An 18,079-nucleotide genomic window follows, 5' to 3' on the forward strand; every position below is an offset into this window, starting at 1 on the left:
TTACCCCCTTCCTTGATTTTCATGCACCCAACGGGCTTCGGCCTTATTTACCATCTTTAGGAACAAGTAATATGGAAACCGGTACCGTCAAGTGGTTCAATGACGCAAAGGGCTTCGGCTTCATCACTCCCGACGGCGGCGGTGAAGATCTGTTCGCGCATTTCTCGGAAATCCGCACGGAAGGCTTCAAGACGCTGCAAGAAAACCAAAAGGTTACGTTTGAAGTGAAGACGGGCCCGAAGGGCAAGCAAGCAGCTAACATCAAGCCGGTGTAAGCGCACGCTTCCTTCTGGACGCAAAGAAAAAACCCCGCCAAGGCGGGGTTTTTTTACGTCTGTCGGCAATACACGTGACGGCCGGCGTTTATCCGAATAGCCGCCGCGCGTGAATGCCAAGGCCCGTCGCCACGCTGGCGAGGCGATCGCCGAATACCGGCCGGGCGTCAGGAAAGGCCGCGGACAGCGCACTGGAGAGAAATGCCAAACCCGTTGAACCGCCGGTGAAGTAAATCGCGCCCACGTTGCGCGGCGCCACGCCGGCCGCCTGCACGGTATCGCGCGCGGCCTGCACGATACGCAGCGTCTCGTCGTGCCCCGCCTTGATGAGCTGCGTTTCGTCGAAGGCGAGGCGCAGGTCGTCTTCCACCAGTTCCAGATCGATCATCGTCTCGCCGCCGGCTGCGACGCCGATCTTCGCCTCTTCCGCGTGCGCCGCCAGGGCATGCCCCAGCCGCCGGTCGACGACCCGCGTGAGGCGGTCATGGTGCTTCACGTCGGTGAACAGGTGCCGCATCAGCGTCAGTTCGCTGACCCGCTTGGGCCCGTAGACGGTGTTGATCAGGTGCCACGTGGCAAGGTCGAAGTAGATACGGTTCGGAATCTCGCGTCCTTCCGGATCGAGCGTCTGATAACCCAGTTCGCGCAGAATGGTGGCAAGTTCGACACGGCGGTCGAAGTCCGTGCCCGCCACGTGCACGCCGTGATGCGCCAGCACGTCGTCCTTGCGTTCGACCCGCTTCATGCGATCCGGTCCGACCCGTACCAGCGAGAAGTCCGACGTGCCCCCGCCGATGTCGGCCACCAGCACGAGCCCCTCTTCGGTCAGATGCGACTCATAATCGAACGCCGCGGCGATCGGCTCGTACTGGAAATGAATCTCCCGCAGGCCCACCGAACGCGCCGCCGCCTCCAGTTGCTGTTGCGCAAGCTGGTCGGCGCGCGGATCATCGTCGACGAAGAACACAGGGCGGCCCAGCACCGCGCGGCTGATTGAGCTACCGGCGCTGGCTTCCGCGGAGCGCTTCAGGTGATCGACGAAGATCGCGATGACCTCGGTGTATTTGATCGCCGAGCCGTCGCCGAGGTCGGTCGAGTTTTCCGCCAGTGCCGAGCCGAGAATGCTTTTCATCGAGCGCATCAGGCGGCCGTCGAAGCCGTCTATATACGCTTCGAGCGCCGCGCGGCCGAAGTCGCGGGTGTTTTCGTCCGTATTGAAGAACACTGCAGTGGGCAGCGTCGTGTAGGCACCTTCGACCGGCGCAAGCCGCAGCGCCGCGCCGTCGGGCACGGCGACGGCCGAATTCGATGTGCCAAAGTCAATCGCGCAATAGGTCATGGCAGTAAATCGCCGCTCACGGCTGGCGCGGACAGAAAGTGGACCGGCTTTGTATCACGAAAGCGCGGCGGGTATCAACCGGGTCCCTACGGACGGGTTCAACGGAACGGAAATTGCTCATTGGCGAAGGATACGCCATTCAAATTACCCCATACGTGGAGACTTGCCGCAATGACCGAGCCTGTCAGCGCCGCAGTGCAGGAAAAACCGCGCAATGTGATCGAAACCGATCTGCCGTCGCGCCTCGATCGTCTGCCTTGGGGTCAGTTTCATTCCCTCATCGTGGTCGCGTTGGGCATCACCTGGCTGCTCGACGGGCTCGAAGTGACGCTGGCCGGCGCCGTCGCCAGCGCGCTGAAGACAAGTCCAACGCTGCACTTTACCAACAGCGACGTAGGTCTGGCCGGAAGTGCCTATATCGCGGGCGCCGTGCTCGGTGCGCTCGGCTTCGGCTGGCTCACTGACCGGCTTGGCCGGCGCAAGCTGTTCTTCATCACGCTCGCGCTGTATCTGACAGCTACCGCGGCCACTGCGCTGTCGTGGAATCTGGTGAGCTTCCTGTTGTTTCGCTTTCTGACTGGCGCGGGAATCGGCGGCGAATACACGGCGATCAATTCGACGATCCAGGAATTCACGCCGGCGCGTGTACGCGGCTGGACTGACCTCGGCATCAACGGGACATTCTGGGTGGGCGCGGGAATCGGCGCGGCCGGCTCGCTCGTGTTGCTCGATCCACATCTGCTACCCGCCGACTGGGGCTGGCGCGCGTGCTTTTTAATCGGCGCGGTGCTCGCGCTCGCGATTCTGCCGATGCGCGTCTGGGTGCCGGAAAGCCCGCGCTGGCTGCTCACACACGGTGAAGCGCCGGAAGCCACCACGATCGTCGAGAACATCGAAGCGCGCTTCCGCCGCGCCGGACATCCGCCGATGGACGAGCCGCTCACCCGCTTGCGTCTGCGCACGCGTGACCACACGCCACTCGGCGAAGTCTTCCACGCGCTCTTTACGGTGCATCGGCGCCGCGCGCTGGTGGGCCTTTCGTTGATGACCGCGCAGGCGTTTTTCTACAACGCGATCTTCTTCACCTATGCGCTCGTGCTCACGGATTTCTATCACGTACCGGGCGATCATATCGGCTGGTATCTGCTGCCGTTTGCGCTCGGAAATTTTCTCGGACCGCTGCTGCTGGGGCGCCTGTTCGATGTGATCGGCCGCCGCAAGATGATTTTCACGACGTATGCGCTCTCGGGCATTTTGCTGACGCTCAGCGGCTATCTGTTCGAACACAACCTTCTCACTGTTACCACGCAGACGATTGCGTGGATGGTGATTTTCTTCTTCGCTTCCGCGGCAGCGAGCTCGGCTTATCTGACGGTGAGCGAATCGTTTCCGCTGGAAATTCGCGCATTGGCCATTGCCGTGTTCTACGCATTCGGCACGGCGCTCGGCGGTATTGCTGGGCCGGCATTCTTCGGACGACTGATCGATACGCATCAGCGCAGCGCGGTGTTTACCGGCTATCTGGTCGGCTCGGCACTGATGATCGGCGCAGCGGTGGTGGCCGCAATCTGGGGCGTCGATGCGGAGCGCAAGTCGCTCGAAAACGTTGCCACTCCGTTGTCGGCGTTGACAGACAACGAGTGAGCGCGTTGCCGTGCAACACGAACACCCACTGTCCCGCACATAAGGACAGTGCATTGCCGGTCTCGCCAGTATTCGCGATCCACCATTACAGATACTGTTCAACCATGCGCTCGCTGAGTCCGCGCTGGCTCAACGATCGCTCCAGGACCGGCTTGTCTCCCTCGCGGTTCCCCGACCAGCAGAGGCCGGTCCTGCTTCACCAGCGCGCCACGCGCGCTGGTGCTTTTTCCTTCAACGGCACGCGGTGGCCTCAACGGCAGCATTGAATGCCGCGGGTCGACCGCAATCATTCTTTCGCACTTAAAGGACCGTCCGATGGTGTCTTACCAGGAGCTGCTCAGGCAGCGCCTCCAGCTCGAAGCCGATATTGCCGCTGCGCGTGCAGCGGAGAGGCGAGCCGTCATCGCGCAAATTCGCCGGTTGATGTGCGAGTACCGGCTCACCACACGCGATGTATTGCCTGCGCGCGCAAGCCGGCGCGCGCCCCCGCAGCAAGGCCCGGCGCTCTATCAGGACCCGGTAAGCGGCGCACTCTGGTCGGGACGCGGCCGGCCGCCGCGTTGGCTGCAAGGCAAGGAGCGCGATCTATACCGCGTGAGCGGCGAGTCGAGCGAAACTGTGTCCGAATGAAAAAACGCGCGGTCTTGCGGACCGCGCGTTTCCTGTCTTTCCGAGCAATTCTCCAGCGTCTTAGAACGCCTTCTTCCATGCACCGCTATATGCGATCTCGCCCAGCGGAAAACGCGTGCGTACCGACTTCTCCCGCTCGCGCAGCACCGGGTCGAGCTTCTCGACTTCGCCGAAGTGGCCAAGCGAAATCATCGCGATCACCTCGACGTCGTCGGGGATCGCAAACGCCTTGCGGAATGCATTGACGTCGAAACCGCTCATCTGGTGCGCAGCGAGACCTAGCGCGTGAGCCTGCAATACCAGCGCCATCGCGGCCGCGCCCGCATCGTACGGAGCGCAACGGTTCACTTCACCCTTGTTGGTGAGCGTATGCGTGGTCACGGCGATCAGCACCGGCGCCGGCGCATTCCAGCCCTGATTGAACGGCACCAGCGTGGCGAAGGCACGCTTGAACGAGACTTCGTCGCTGCTGCGATCGAACACAATGAAACGCCACGGTTGGCCGTTGTACGACGAAGGCGCCCAGCGGGCCGCTTCAAGAACCGCATGCAGGTGCTCACGGCTGATCGGCTCGCTCGAATAGGCGCGCGGACTCCAGCGACCTGCAATCAGTTCGTGAATGGGAACTGCGGTTGGGGCGGGTTTGTTGGTCATGCGCTTCTCTCAGTCGAAATTCATGATCGACGGGCGGCTGCCCGGGGCACATAGAATAACCGGGCTTCGCCATGAGCGCTTCAAAACGGACTGATAAAACGTATTCGAGAACGCGGTGGCCCCAACACCTACACCGGCTGCGGCGACGCTGTCCGCTCACCGCGGTTGATGCGCAGCACGATCACCGAGGCGACGAGGCACAAGCCACCCGATATCATCGACGCCACCGTGTAAGTGCCGAGGCTCGAGCGCAGCATGCCCGCGCCCAGCGCCGCGAACGCCGCGCCGAGCTGGTGGCCGGCCACCACCCAGCCGAACACGACCGGCGCTGCTTCCTTGCCGTAGACATCGGTGGCAAGACGCACGGTGGGCGGCACGGTCGCGATCCAGTCGAGTCCATAGAAAACCGCGAACAGCGGCAAGCCAAAAAAGTCGATGCCGAAAGCATGCGGCAAATACATCAACGACAATCCGCGCAGCCCGTAATACCAGAACAGCAGCACCCGGCTATTGAAGCGATCCGACAGCCAGCCCGACAGCGTCGTACCGAACAGATCGAAGATGCCCATGGCGGCGAGCAGCGACGCGCCCTGCACTTCGGAGAGGCCATAGTCACCGCACATGGCGATCAGGTGGGTGCCGACGTAGCCGTTGGTACTCGCCCCGCAAATAAAGAAGCTGAAAAACAGCAGCCAGAAATCGCGCGTCTTGCTTGCCATCGCGAGCGTGCCGAAAGCGATTGCCAGTGGATTCTGCTTCGACAGTTGGGTGTTGATGGGCGAGTCGGCCGGTTCGCCGAACGGGCGCAGCGTCAGATCGGCCGGACGCTCGGGCAACAGGAAAGCCACCAGCGGCAGCACGATCGCCGCCGCGCCCGCCACCACCCAGACCACCGGGCGCCAGCCATGATGCTCGGCAATCGCCGCGAGTAGCGGCAGGAACACCAGTTGGCCGGTGGCCGAACTGGCGGTGAGGATGCCCATCACGAGTCCGCGATGCGTCGTGAACCAGCGGTTCACCACCGTAGCGGACAAGGACAGCGCCGCCACGCCGGTCGACCCGCCCACCATCACGCCCCAGATCAGGATCATCTGCCACGGATGCGTCATCAGCGACGACAGCGCCACACCGCTCGCCAACGTGGCGAGCGCGATCAGCACGGTTGGGCGCACGCCGAAACGTTGCATCGCCGCCGCCGCAAATGGCCCCATCAGGCCGTACAGCGCGATATTCACCGAAATCGCCAGCGAAATGGTCGCCCGGCTCCAGCCGAACTGATGCTCGAGCGGCACCATCATCACGCTTGGCGTGGCGCGCGTACCCGCCGCAGCCAGCAACACCAGAAACACCACCGCCACGGTCAACCAACCGTAATGGAAGCGCCCGCCAATCATTCTCGCTGCCCAGTTCATCGGATCTCCAGTCGGCTCGCCGTTCGTCGAACGCAGCCGGCTCGTGTTTTGTTACGCGTTTTGTAAAGGACTTGTGACAGATCAGTCACAATGGTGTTGCGATACTAGTGACCGGTCGGTAACATGTCAAGCTATCCATTACCGAACGTAGGGCCACCATGTCCCAGAGCGCTGCATCAGCACCGGCCAAGTCCGTCCGTCGCACCCGCACGCAGACTGCAGGGCCGCAGGCGCAGGAGCATCTGCTGAAAGCCGCCGGCGAACTGTTCTATCGGGAGGGTGTGCGGGCGGTGGGGGTCGACGCCATCGTCGAGCGGGCCGGCGTCAACAAGATGAGTCTATACCGCCAGTTTTCGTCGAAGGACGACCTGGTGCTGGGCTACCTGGAGCGCCAGGATACGCGGTTTTTCAGCTACGTCGAGAAGAGCTTCGCGCAGCATCCCGGCGAACCGGCCAGGCAGCTTTTGCAGTACTTCGAAGATCTGGTCGTGCGCGCATCGGCCGAAGATTATCGCGGGTGTCCGTTTGTGAATGTCGCGGTGGAGTTTCCGGATGCATCGCATGCTGCCCGGCAATTTGTCGCCGGCAACAAGACGCGTCTGATGGCGCGCATTACTGAGCTTGCCGTCGAGGCCGGCGCCGACGACCCTGAAGCACTTGCCAATGGGCTAGGACTGCTGATCGAAGGGGTGTATGCGGCAAGCCAGACCTACGGCCCGGGCTGCGGGCCGATTCAGGCCGCGCCGCGAGTGGCGGCGCAGTTGATTGCCGCAGCTTGTGCGACGCCCGCCGCGAAGCTGTAAGCACGCGTCAGAAGGCGCGGACCACAATCACCGCGGTCACCGCGGCCGGTAAAATGAGGCTTTCCGCCCGCCGCTCTGCCATGTCGCCGTCTTCCTCCTTCGATTCCCACGACGTCATCCTCGCCGCCACCCGTCACTGGCTGACCCGAGCCGTTATTGGCCTGAACCTCTGTCCGTTCGCCAAGGCCGTGCACGTCAAGAACCAGATTCGCTACGCGATCAGCGAAGCGACGGATCTCGAAGGGGTCCTGATCGATCTTGAAGTGGAATTGAAGACGCTCGTTGAGGCCGATCCCGCCGAAATCGACACGACGCTACTGATCTTTCCGCAAGCACTCGCCGATTTCCTCGAATACAACGACTGTCTGTTTTTCGCGGACCGGATGCTCAAGCAGTTGCGCCTCGCAGGCGAACTGCAGATTGCGAGTTTTCACCCGCAGTACCAGTTCGAAGGAAGCGAAGCTGACGACATCGAGAACTATACGAACCGCGCACCCTATCCGGTCCTGCACCTGCTGCGCGAGGCGAGCATCGAACGTGCGGTGGAGGCGTTTCCCGACGCCGAAGCGATCTACGAGCGCAATCAGGAAACCCTGCGCCGGCTTGGGCTGGCCGGCTGGGAAAAATGGATGAGCGAGCCGGCAGGTGAGTGAACGGCAAACCTGCCGCAGATAAGCCGCAAGTCAGCAGTGAATGGCGAGTAAGCGGCAAACAGGCAGCGAACACGCGACGCGGTTTCGCACCCCTTCCGCCCCTCAAGTCCCGCTCACGCCTCCACAAAAAACCGCTCGCGCAACTCCGCCAGCCCGAGCGTTTCCATCACCTCATTGAGCCGCTCCGTTGGACGGCGGCGCGGCAAGTCCTTGTACTGGGCGATGATCAGTTCGTTCTTCATCGAATGCTCCCAGCCCACGAGTTCGGTCACGCTCACCTGATAGCCGTGCGCCTCGAGCTGCAGACAGCGCAGCACGTTAGTGATCTGGCTGCCGAACTCCCGCGTATGCAGCGGATGGCGCCAGATTTCCGTCAAGGCGTTGCCGAGCGACTTGCTCTTGTTCTGACGCAGCACTCCCGCTACTTCGGCCTGACAGCAGGGCACCACCACGATGTACTTCGCATGCTTTTCCAGCGCGAAGCGAATCGCATCGTCGGTCGCCGTGTTGCACGCGTGCAGCGCCGTAACGATATCGATCTGCGGCGGCAACCGGTCCGACGAAATTGATTCGGCCACCGACAGATTCAGGAACGACATGCCCTTGAAGCCGAGCCGCGTAGCCAGCGCCTCCGAACTCGTCACGAGTTCTTCACGCGTTTCAATGCCGTAGATGTGCGAATTATCCCGATGCTCCTTGAAAAACAGGTCATACAGGATAAAACCAAGGTAGGACTTCCCCGCACCGTGATCGACGAGGGTCAGGTCACCCTGGGTTTCTTTCAGATCTTTCAGCAACGGCTCGATGAACTGGAACAGGTGATAGACCTGTTTCAGCTTGCGACGGCTGTCCTGATTCATTTTGCCGTCGCGCGTGAGGATGTGCAGTTCCTTTAGCAGTTCGACAGATTGGTTGGGACGAATTTCGTGAGTTTTGCTGGACATCGTACGGACCATCATCGATTACACGGCGAACGTGCGACAGGCGACGGAAAAAGAGAGAAGTTGCTGCCAGTTTACCCAAACCGCGGCAGATCTACCGATTCAAGGCCGCCAAGCGTGCGCGAAACGCGTATTCCTGGAACACTTCCTGCTCTGAAAAGGGGGCAGGAAGCGCACTAGACAGGACGCGAAACGCGTAGAAAGCGAAGCATGCAGCCCAAGCCCCGTGGCAGGCCGCATTTAGAACAACGACACACTACCGGCTGCCAGATCGATCAGGCGAACCGTACACGTGTGGGGAGGTCGGACCGGAACACTGGTCCGGACGTTACGTAACCTGCAGTGCGCCGCGATGTTAACCGGAAGCGCGCTCAGACGATATTGAGGCGGCAATGGATACGATACCCAACGGCAACGCCGAACAGAAATTCCAGGAAATGTTGACCAAACTATTGGCAACGCCAACCTGGTCCGAGAAACAGCAGATCGAACTCGAAATGGCGCGTGACATTTCGGTTGAGATGCTGCGCCTCGCCGAGTTGATGCGTGATGGCACCGTCGACATGGAAACCTGTCTGACGATGCTCAAGTACGCAAAGGTGCTCGACTTCGTGATGACCACGCTCGCGTCCCGGCGCGATATCAAGCCGCAGACGCTGCGGGTGATTTTCAAGCTCGCCGGGCTGAAGGTCGACGAGGAGTATCCGGGGTGAGACGCCCGGCGCGGTACAGATAAACCGAAGAGCAAAGGCATCGACACGCTTTCAAGGGCCGCATTGCGCAGCGATAAGGCGCGGCGGCCCTTTGCTTGACGCTTTAGCCGGTCCGAAAGCGCACCCACACCTGCTTCAGAAATGCTGCGACGCAGCAGCAATGTCCGCAACGAAATGCGAGCTTCGCGCGCTTCGCGAATCGCGTCATGCTCCTTGAACGCCACCTTCTATGGGTCGCCGGTTCTCTTCCTCATCATTCGCTCAAACATCAAGCGTAGCCCTCCACCGGCATTGCTTTCGCAGTGCCCGCGCATGCGTCCCAGCCTGACGCGCGCCCGAGAGGTTGCTTGACCAGTTTTGCAAGCGCCTCCATTATCGGCAACTGCACACGCAGTTCCGCCTGCAGAGCGGGACGCACACGACAGAAGCGCCGCCAGCACGGCATCGCAGCGGAGCTGCAGGATCTACACGACGGATGCCGCCCCTCACGGAGGAGACGTTGTTATGAGAAAAATGCGTTGGGTTGTGATCTTTCTGTGCTTTCTGGCCATTGCGGTGAACTACGTCGATCGAGCGAATCTCGCGGTCGCCGCGCCGCAGATCGAAAAGGCGCTCGGCATCGGGCCGGCCCAGATGGGTCTCATCCTCAGTGGTTTCTTCTGGACGTATGCGTTCATGCAGATGCCGTTCGGCTGGTTTGTCGACCGGGTCGGCGCCCGCATCGCGCTGCCGCTGGCAGTGGGCTGGTGGTCGGTGTTCACGGCCGCCACGTCGGTAGCGGGCAGCGTCAGTGCGATGTTCGGCTGCCGGCTGATGCTCGGCATCGGCGAGGCGGGTGCGTATCCGTCCTGCGCCAAGCTGGTCGCGCAGTGGTTCAAGCCAGCGCAGCGGGCAATCGCCACCAGCATCTTCGATAGCGGCTCGCGAGTCGGTTCTGCACTGTCGATTCCGCTCGTTGCGTTGATCATCAGCACCGCGGGCTGGAAGGCCTCGTTCGTCATCACGGGCCTGCTTGGCGCGGTGTGGATCGTCGGCTGGCTGGTGATCTACCGCAGCCCCGCCCACGGCGACATGACCGGCCCCACTGACGTCCAGCCACAGCGTCAGCCACGCACCGGCGAACCGCACGCGAGCTGGGCGTCGCTGTTCCGCCATCGCACGGTGTGGGGCATGATGCTGGGCTTCTTCTGCCTGAACTTCGTGATCTATTTCTTCATCACGTGGTTTCCGAGCTATCTCGTGCAGACGCGCGGCTTCTCGCTAAAATCGCTGGGCACGCTCGGGACGATTCCGGCATTGATGTCGATTCCCAGCGGCTGGCTGGGCGGTTATGTTTCCGACGCGCTCTACCGGCGCGGCTGGAGCCTCACCGCATCGCGCAAGACGTGCATGGTGGGCGGCATGCTGATGTCGTCGGTGATCACGCTGTCGGCCTTCACCTCGAATATCTATCTGATGCTAGCGTGCTTCGGCGTCGCGTACGGCAGTCTCGCGTTTGCCGCCGCGAGTATCTGGTCGCTGCCCGCGGATGTCGCCCCCACGCCGAACCATGTTGCGTCGCTCAGCGGCATTCAGAATTTCGCCTCGAACCTGGCCGGGATCGTCATCACCACGTTTACCGGCGTGATGGTCGCGTTGACCAAAGGCTCATTCACGATTCCGCTGATCGTCGCAGGTGGATTCTGCTTTTTGGGCGCGTTTAGCTATCTGGTGATTGTGGACCGGGTCGAGCCGCTGCCCACCAGGCACGATGGGCATCACGATGCCGAGACCGCGCGCTCGCCGGTCTAGGTCGAGCACGAGAGGGCTCTGGACACGAAGTCGCCGCGGGTTTGCCCGCAAGCGACTCGCGGTGTGAAAATAGAGGGCTTTGCGCGGCCAGACGTGGCAAGCTGGCCGCGCGCACCGTTTTCTCCCTCACGCTCTCATCCGAATGCACCCCATGTCCAACCTGACCGATTCCGCTCGCGTCGCCGTGATTGGCGGCGGCCCCGCCGGGCTGATGGCCGCCGAGGCATTAGCTTCGGGAGGCGTGCAGGTCGATGTGTACGATGCGATGCCGTCGGTGGGACGCAAGTTCCTGATGGCAGGCAAAGGCGGGATGAACATCACGCATTCCGAGCCGCTTGAGGCGTTCCTCGGACGCTACGGCGCACGGCGTGAACAGATCGCAGCGCTACTGGACATGTTCGGGCCGGACGCGTTGCGCGCGTGGCTTCATAAGTTGGGCGTCGAAACGTTCGTCGGCAGTTCAGGCCGCGTGTTTCCTACCGATATGAAAGCGGCGCCGATGCTTCGCGCCTGGCTGCATCGCCTGAGGGAATCGGGCGTGCGGTTTCACATGCGGCATAAATGGGTGGGATGGGATGCCTCGAACGGCGCAGGTGACGAGGGCACACGGAACACTGAAGAACGCGGGAACTCCCCGCAGCAAACGCTTCTCTTCATGACGCCCACGGGCGAGCAGCAGGTGCGCGCGGACGCCGTGATATTCGCGCTGGGTGGCGGAAGCTGGCCGCGCCTCGGCTCAGATGCCGCATGGGTGCCGTTGATGACGGCGCGCGATGTGCCCGTTGCACCCCTCCTCCCCGCCAACTGCGGCTTCGATGCAAACTGGAGCGACTACTTCCGCGAGCGTTTCGCGGGACAGCCAGTGAAGCCCGTGTCAATCACATTGATCGACACAGACGGCAACGCCCAGCATCGGCAAGGCGAGTTCGTCGTCACCGAAACGGGTATTGAGGGGAGTCTGGTGTACGCGCTGTCGGCAGCGGTCCGCGAGCGGATCCTGACGGATGGCGAGGTGACGATCATGCTCGATCTCGCTCCCGCACTCACCGCGCAACGCGTGCTCGACGAAGTCACCCGCCCGCGCGGCTCACGCTCGATGTCGACCCATCTCCAGAGCCGCATCGGCCTGGGCGGAGTCAAACTCGGCCTGCTGCATGAAGCGCTGTCGAAAGAGGCGTTTGCCGACACGGCGCTGCTCGCTCGGACGATCAAGGCACTGCCGCTGAAACTCGTACGCCCACGGCCGATTGAGGAAGCCATCAGCAGCGCGGGAGGTGTGCCGTTTGAGGCACTGGATGCGCGTCTGATGATCGGGCATGTGCCGGGGGCGTTCTGCGCCGGTGAAATGCTCGACTGGGAAGCGCCGACCGGCGGGTACCTGCTGACCGCGTGCTTCGCAAGCGGTTTGGCCGCGGGACGCGGGGCGCTGGCTTATCTGGCTGGCACCAGACGCTGAACCAAGGCACCCTTCGCCGCCCCCTGTTCGCTCGCGGATTGTCGGCCCCTAGCGCGCCTTCAACCGCCACAGCGACGTCACTTCTGCCACGCGTGCGGCGTGCAGCGGATCGGTCTCATCCGACGACTTCGGATGCCGAGGCCGAATATCTTCCCGACCGATCACCGTAAGCCCAGCCGTGTCGATCGCCTCGAGCAAAAACTCGCGCGTGCGCAGACCAAGATGTTCAGCGAAATCCGACAGGATCAACCAGCCCTCCCCACCGGGCGACAGATGGTCCGCCAGCCCGTTCAGGAAGCCGAGCAGCATACGGCTGTCGTTGTCGTAGATTGCGTATTCGATCGGCGACGCCGGCCGCGCCGGCACCCACGGCGGGTTACAGACCACGAGCGGCGCACGGCCTTCGGGGAACAGATCGGCCTCAACCACTTCAACCTGCTGGGTATAACCGAGACGTGTGAGATTCTCGCGCGCACACGCCAGCGCCCGCGGGTCCTGATCCGTGGCGACGATCTTCTTCACACCGCGTTTGGCCAGCAGCGCAGCGAGCACACCCGTGCCCGTGCCGATGTCGAAGGCCTTGTTCAGTGAAGGCAACGGCGTACGCGCAACCAGATCGATGTACTCACCACGCACCGGCGAAAACACGCCGTAGTGCGGATGAATGCGCTCGCCAAGCAGCGCAATCTCCACGCCCTTCTTGCGCCATTCGTGAGCGCCGATCAGACCCAGCAGTTCGCGCAGCGAAACCACCGACGGCTCATCAGTCGACGGACCATACGTCTCCGCACAGGCAAGCGCCACTTCTGGCGCACGGCGCAGGGGAATGGCGTAGCTGGCGTCGAGCGGAATCAGCAGCATGCCGAGCGTACGCGCACGTTGCGACTGCGCCTGGCGGTGAAAATTAAAGGCGTCGATCAGCGTCTCAGCCTGCTTGCGCGGCTTGCGTTCGACGCGGCGCGTCACCGCCTGCAAAAGCTGGCGGGCGTTCTGGAAATCGCCTTGCCACAGAAGCGCTGTACCTTCGCATGCGAGGCGATAGGCGGTGTCAGCGGTGGTGCGGTCATCTGCGACGACGACGCGCCTGGGCGGTGGCACCGCTGCTTCGGAGCGCCAGCGCGCGGAGCGCGGGCCGTCGGCCTCGGGCCAGGTGATGGTCGGGGGTTCGGTGGGGTGCGGCGTAGGGTGTTGGGTCATTGAGAAAGGTGGGAATCCGATATGACAGGGACATCGGATAGACGTACATGGTAACTGATGGACCGGCGGGATGCGGCGCGCCTGGTAGCAGTATGCTTCTTCTTGGCTTATAATAGCGCGCTGCTTTCGCCCCCTTAGCTCATTTGGTAGAGCACTTGACTTGTAATCATGAGGTGGTCTGTTCGAATCAGACAGGGGGCACCAGATAAGACGACGGGCTACGCGATGTTTGCGTAGCCCGTTTTGTTTTGGCTTTTGCGGCCGAAATGGCGCGTCGGCAGTTCGTCTCAAAACCGGCTGCGTCAGCCAGCCTTCGCTCCCGCGGCCGCCCCGTGCCGCTGCATCGCCTTGACAAGCTGCGTCCAGAGAAATTCGGCAGCGGGAGACAGCCGCCGCCCTACCCGCCGTATCACCTGACTGCCAAACTCGCGCGCGATCGGATGATCGATCTCGAGCGCGACGAGTTTCCCGGCGTCCAGATACTGCCGCGCCGCATCCGTCGACATAAACGCCACGCCCAGCCCCGCCGCAGCGATTGCCTGCGCCGCCGAAAACAGGTCGCAGCGATAAGCCGGCGTCAGATTCAGCCGCTCCGCGCGGATCAGGGAGTCGAGATACTGCTGAACGCCAAAGCGCGCCTGCATGAAGATCAGCCGCTGACCGGCCAGTTGTTCGATGCGGATTCGCCGCTCGCCCGCCAGCGCATGCTGCGGACTGACGAGCGCGCACAAAGGCGCGGCGCGGAAAGTTCGCGCCCGAATGGCCGGATCGCTGCCGCCGCCCGCGCATAGACCAAGATCCACCTCGTCATTACGAACCATCGCGATGATCTCCGAGGTGGACCCGGCACACAGGTCCACCACAATGTCCGGGAACTGCAGGCTGAATGCCTCGAGCACTGTGGCAAGCAGCTTCTCCACGAAACCCTCGCCAATGCCGATCTCGAGCCGTCCCCGCCGCAAACCCCGGTAGTCCTCCAGTTGCGCCAGCATCTCGGCATCGCGCCGCGCGCTTTCGCGGAAATGCTCGACCAGGCTGTGGCCAATCTCCGTGAGCGTCACGCGCCGGCCGCGCCGTTCGAGCAACGCCACCCCATGCACACGCTCAAGCTGCGCCACCTGGCGGCTGATAACCGAACCGTTGATGGACAAAGCGTCCGCGGCCGCCCGCACGCCGCCGTGCACCTCGATTTCGTGGAGATAGCGCAGACTGCGAGTGCTGAGCACGGCATCCGGCAGCGTTTCGGTGTCGCTCGACATGGCTTCATCCGTTGACATTGAAGTCAACATTATCGACCGTAAAACGTCATTGATCGGGCCTTTTTGCGGCGAAATACTGCCTTCATCCCTCACTAACGGGCAAGCTAAAAACCATGGCAGACATTGCGACTTTCTGTTCCCTCGACGACACCCACGATCTGCGCGAAGAACTGAGCGGTATCCGCCACCATCTTCATCGCCACCCGGAACTGGCCTATCAGGAGTTCAAGACCTCGGACTTCGTTGCACAGAGCCTGGAAAGCTGGGGCTATGCCGTCACGCGCGGTCTCGGCGGCACGGGCATGGTGGCGACGCTCAAGGCCGGTACGGGTTCGCGCGCGGTAGCCGTACGCGCCGATATGGACGCTCTGCCGATCAACGAGGAGACCGGCCTGCCCTACGCCAGCAGCGAGCCAGGCCGGATGCACGCATGCGGCCACGATGGCCATACGACGATGCTGCTCGGCGCAGCCCGTCATCTGGCCCGCACGCGCCGCTTCGACGGCACGGTGCATCTGGTGTTTCAACCCGCCGAAGAAATCGGCGCGGACAGCGGCGCCAAACGCATGATCGAAGACGGCCTGTTCGAGCGCTTTCCGTGCGACGCGATCTTCGGCTTGCACAATCATCCTGGTTATCCGACCGGGACCTTCATGTTCCGCAGCGGTCCGTTCATGGCGGCGTGCGACACGGTCGAGATGGTGATTCACGGGCGCGGCGGCCATGCAGCGCGGCCTCAGTTGGCGGTCGACCCGGTCGTGATTGGCGCTGCACTCGTGTTCGCGCTGCAGACTGTCGTGTCACGCAGCGTCGATCCGATGCAGGCCGCCGTGGTCACGGTCGGTGCCTTCAATGCAGGGCACGCGGCGAACGTGATCCCCGAAACAGCGCGTCTGCAGATCAGCGTGCGCTCGTTCGACGCCGAGGTCCGCAAGCTGCTCGAGACGCGCATCCGCGCGCTCGCGCAAGCGCATGCAGACGCTTACGGCGCCCGTATCGAAGTCGACTATGTGCCGGGCTACCCGGTCGTCGTCAATAGCGCGCCGGAGACCGAGCTTGCCCTGCAGGTCGCGCGCGAACTGGTGGGCGAGGCTCGTGTGGTCGACGGTTTCGGCCCTATCGCGGGCAGTGAGGACTTCGCCTACTACCTGCAGGAAAAGCCGGGCTGTTTCCTGCGCCTGGGCAACGGGGAAGGCGCGCCGATGCTGCACAACGCCTCATACGACTTCAACGACGATAACCTCACGGTGGGCGCGGCTTACTGGACGCGGCTCGTCGAGCGATTCCTGGCCGGAACCGCGGCCGTGCACAAACACTGAGCGCAGGTAAATCACCATGTCAGCCAAACCCGTCGGGACGTCCGCCGTGCCACCCATTTCCACACCTGTGTCGCAAGGCAAGATCGTCGTGGCTGCGGTCATCGGCAATCTGCTCGAATTTTTCGACTTCACCGTCTACAGCTTCTTTGCGCTAACGATCGCCAAGCTCTTCTTCCCCGCACACGATCCGGTCGTCTCGACGTTGCTTGCGCTGTCGGCATTCGCGATCGGCTTTGTTGCGCGGCCGGTGGGCGGCTTCGTGCTCGGGCACTACGCAGACAAACACGGACGCCGCGCCGCGCTCACGTTGACCATCTTCCTGATGGCGGTGGGGTCCGCGATGATCGGCCTCGCACCCGGCTACGCAACGATCGGTCTCGCCGCCCCCGCGTTGATCGTGTTCGCCCGGCTGTTGCAGGGCTTCGCCCAGGGCGGTGAGTTCGGCGCCGCGACGGCGACCTTGCTGGAGACCGGTTCAGCCAAGGGCCGCGGCTTCCGGGCAAGCTGGCAACTGGCTAGCCAGGGCGCGGCCGCGCTGCTCGGTTCCGGCATGGCCGCGTTGCTCAACTACCAACTCAGCAGCACCCAGCTGCTCGACTGGGGATGGCGCGTGCCGTTTTTGCTCGGCGTCCTGATCATGCCGGTGGGCGTTTATCTGCGCCGGCATATCGTCGAAGAGCCACCTTCGGCCGCCAAGGCAAAAGGCGCGAGCATCGAACCGGGACTCGTGCGCAAATGGTTTCTGACCGTATTCGCGATCATGGGCATGACTGTCGCAACCTACGTCCTGATGTACTACGTCCCCACCTACTCGATCCAGTATCTCGGACTGCCGCCGAAGCTTTCCATGCTGGTGTCGATCGGCGCGGCTTGTTCTTCGCTGACCTTGTGCCCGCTGTGGGGCCTGCTCTCCGACAAGATGCAGCGCCGCAAGCCGCTCACCATCATTGGCCGGGTCATGTTGATCGCGTTGCTCTACCCGGCCTTCTGGCTGATGAACCACTTTCCGTCGCTGCCCGTTGTGTTCGGCCTGATCGTGCTCCTGATGATTTTCTACACGATGGGATCGGCGCCGGCATATGCGCTGATGCCCGAGAACTTCCCGAAGCATGTGCGCGCCGGATATCTGGCCAGCGCCTATGCGGTCGCCGTGTCGGTGTTCGGCGGGACGGCCCAGCTGGTGGTGGCGTGGCTGATCAAGGCAACGGGCAATACGCTTGCCCCAGCCTGGTACATGATTGCTTGCGTGATCGTTTCGCTTGTCGCCGTTTCGATGCTCGAAGAAACGGGTGGCCGAGAACTGGCCTGAGGAAGCTGTGGGCGTATCCAGCATGACCGGCTTGCTGGATACGCCCACGGCGGTAATTCATTTCACTTCACTTGACGACCTTCAGGTGACCGCGACCGCCGCCCTTCGATCCATCGTCATCGGGACGCGGCGTGTCGTCATCGTCGGTCTCTTCGGCCTTCGCCTGCGGTGCCGGTTCGGACTCGACCGCCCGAGGGCCTCGTGCGCTGCTATCTGCCGCTTTCCCCGGCGACTCCAGCTCTTCCGTTTCATCAGCATCAGCGCCGGAATCCGTCGCCTCGCCACCCGCCGAATCGACCGGGAACGCCATTCCCTGGCCATTCTCACGCGCGTAGATCGCCAGCACATTGGCAACCGGTACTTCGATCTTGTGCGACTTGCCTGAAAAGCGCGCGCTGAACTCGACCCACTCGTTGCCCATCTGTAACTGGCTGGTGGCCTCGAAACTGATGTTCAACACGATTTCGTTGTCCCGCACGAACTGGCGAGGCACCCGCGTCTGATTGTCGACCCGTACCGCGATGTGGGGCGTATAGCCGTTATCCGTGCACCACTCGTATAGCGCACGCAGCAGGTAAGGCTTCGTGGAAATCTCTTGCATCAACAGTCCTCTTACTGGGCAAGGCGCCGCGCCCGGATCGCATTGGCGCTAACTCACCATGACGATCCGCACGCGGCGCCCTC

The 18,079-nt window shown here is 62.6% G+C and carries 17 protein-coding genes and 1 tRNA gene; 11 read left to right on the plus strand and 7 right to left on the minus strand.

Annotated elements, in window-relative coordinates; translation table 11 throughout:
• Positions 1-71: 71 nt before the first annotated feature.
• Entirely contained in the window at positions 72-275 is a 204-nt protein-coding gene (locus tag P3T24_RS32825) for a cold-shock protein (protein WP_007180251.1), read from the plus strand.
• A gap of 88 nt (positions 276-363) precedes the next feature.
• Here P3T24_RS32825 and P3T24_RS32830 read toward each other — a convergent pair whose 3' ends face one another.
• Entirely contained in the window at positions 364-1,614 is a 1,251-nt protein-coding gene (locus P3T24_RS32830; RefSeq protein ID WP_429289341.1) for an Hsp70 family protein, read from the minus strand.
• 171 nt (positions 1,615-1,785) lie between these two features.
• On the opposite strand from P3T24_RS32830, the gene P3T24_RS32835 reads away from it, so the two are divergent.
• Both P3T24_RS32835 and P3T24_RS32840 read left to right on the plus strand, forming a co-directional pair.
• Complete coding sequence (locus tag P3T24_RS32835) at positions 1,786-3,258, plus strand: MFS transporter (protein ID WP_429440994.1); 1,473 nt, start codon at positions 1,786-1,788, stop codon at positions 3,256-3,258.
• Positions 3,259-3,573: 315 nt separating this feature from the next.
• Positions 3,574-3,888 carry an H-NS family nucleoid-associated regulatory protein gene (locus P3T24_RS32840; RefSeq protein ID WP_429440995.1) on the plus strand — a complete coding sequence of 105 codons (315 nt, stop codon included), beginning with the start codon at positions 3,574-3,576 and terminating at the stop codon, positions 3,886-3,888.
• Between the two features lie 60 nt (positions 3,889-3,948).
• Here the strand turns inward: P3T24_RS32840 and P3T24_RS32845 are convergent, their stop codons facing one another.
• Positions 3,949-4,542, minus strand: coding sequence for a nitroreductase family protein (locus P3T24_RS32845; protein WP_429289345.1), 594 nt, complete (start codon positions 4,540-4,542; stop codon positions 3,949-3,951).
• A gap of 128 nt (positions 4,543-4,670) precedes the next feature.
• On the minus strand, positions 4,671-5,954 hold the full coding sequence (locus tag P3T24_RS32850) for an MFS transporter (protein ID WP_074262618.1): 1,284 nt from the start codon (positions 5,952-5,954) through the stop codon (positions 4,671-4,673).
• 158 nt (positions 5,955-6,112) lie between these two features.
• Here P3T24_RS32850 and P3T24_RS32855 point away from each other — a divergent pair, with 158 nt between their 5' ends.
• On the plus strand, positions 6,113-6,757 hold the full coding sequence (locus tag P3T24_RS32855; protein ID WP_429440997.1) for a TetR/AcrR family transcriptional regulator: 645 nt from the start codon (positions 6,113-6,115) through the stop codon (positions 6,755-6,757).
• 80 nt (positions 6,758-6,837) lie between these two features.
• On the plus strand, positions 6,838-7,410 hold the full coding sequence (locus tag P3T24_RS32860; protein ID WP_429440998.1) for a DUF1415 domain-containing protein: 573 nt from the start codon (positions 6,838-6,840) through the stop codon (positions 7,408-7,410).
• Positions 7,411-7,523: 113 nt separating this feature from the next.
• Here P3T24_RS32860 and P3T24_RS32865 read toward each other — a convergent pair whose 3' ends face one another.
• A complete protein-coding gene (locus tag P3T24_RS32865) occupies positions 7,524-8,354 on the minus strand; it encodes a class I SAM-dependent methyltransferase (protein WP_429440999.1) in 831 nt (276 codons plus the stop codon).
• Between the two features lie 389 nt (positions 8,355-8,743).
• Between P3T24_RS32865 and P3T24_RS32870 the strand changes: the two genes are divergently transcribed.
• The 3 genes from P3T24_RS32870 (at position 8,744) to P3T24_RS32880 (ending at position 12,311) form a co-directional block, all read left to right on the plus strand.
• On the plus strand, positions 8,744-9,064 hold the full coding sequence (locus P3T24_RS32870) for a DNA-binding protein (protein ID WP_074262622.1): 321 nt from the start codon (positions 8,744-8,746) through the stop codon (positions 9,062-9,064).
• A 504-nt stretch (positions 9,065-9,568) separates the two neighbouring features.
• On the plus strand, positions 9,569-10,855 hold the full coding sequence (locus tag P3T24_RS32875) for an MFS transporter (protein ID WP_429441000.1): 1,287 nt from the start codon (positions 9,569-9,571) through the stop codon (positions 10,853-10,855).
• A 151-nt stretch (positions 10,856-11,006) separates the two neighbouring features.
• Entirely contained in the window at positions 11,007-12,311 is a 1,305-nt protein-coding gene (locus P3T24_RS32880) for a TIGR03862 family flavoprotein (RefSeq protein WP_429441001.1), read from the plus strand.
• A gap of 48 nt (positions 12,312-12,359) precedes the next feature.
• On the opposite strand, the gene P3T24_RS32885 is transcribed toward P3T24_RS32880, so the two are convergent.
• On the minus strand, positions 12,360-13,508 hold the full coding sequence (locus tag P3T24_RS32885) for a methyltransferase (protein WP_429441002.1): 1,149 nt from the start codon (positions 13,506-13,508) through the stop codon (positions 12,360-12,362).
• Positions 13,509-13,636: 128 nt separating this feature from the next.
• On the opposite strand from P3T24_RS32885, the gene P3T24_RS32890 reads away from it, so the two are divergent.
• Positions 13,637-13,712, plus strand: a tRNA-Thr gene (locus tag P3T24_RS32890).
• Between the two features lie 98 nt (positions 13,713-13,810).
• Here the strand turns inward: P3T24_RS32890 and P3T24_RS32895 are convergent.
• Complete coding sequence (locus P3T24_RS32895; protein ID WP_429441004.1) at positions 13,811-14,767, minus strand: LysR family transcriptional regulator; 957 nt, start codon at positions 14,765-14,767, stop codon at positions 13,811-13,813.
• A gap of 113 nt (positions 14,768-14,880) precedes the next feature.
• Here P3T24_RS32895 and P3T24_RS32900 point away from each other — a divergent pair, with 113 nt between their 5' ends.
• Positions 14,881-16,086, plus strand: a complete 1,206-nt coding sequence (locus P3T24_RS32900; protein WP_429441006.1) for a M20 aminoacylase family protein — start codon at positions 14,881-14,883, stop codon at positions 16,084-16,086.
• Positions 16,087-16,102: 16 nt separating this feature from the next.
• Positions 16,103-17,395 carry an MFS transporter gene (locus P3T24_RS32905; RefSeq protein ID WP_429289353.1) on the plus strand — a complete coding sequence of 431 codons (1,293 nt, stop codon included), beginning with the start codon at positions 16,103-16,105 and terminating at the stop codon, positions 17,393-17,395.
• 67 nt (positions 17,396-17,462) lie between these two features.
• Here the strand turns inward: P3T24_RS32905 and P3T24_RS32910 are convergent, their stop codons facing one another.
• Complete coding sequence (locus tag P3T24_RS32910; protein WP_429289354.1) at positions 17,463-17,996, minus strand: ClpXP protease specificity-enhancing factor; 534 nt, start codon at positions 17,994-17,996, stop codon at positions 17,463-17,465.
• Positions 17,997-18,079: the final 83 nt, after the last annotated feature.

Source organism: Paraburkholderia sp. GAS33, from assembly GCF_050436645.1.
GTDB classification, from domain to species: Bacteria; Pseudomonadota; Gammaproteobacteria; order Burkholderiales; family Burkholderiaceae; genus Paraburkholderia; species Paraburkholderia phenazinium_B.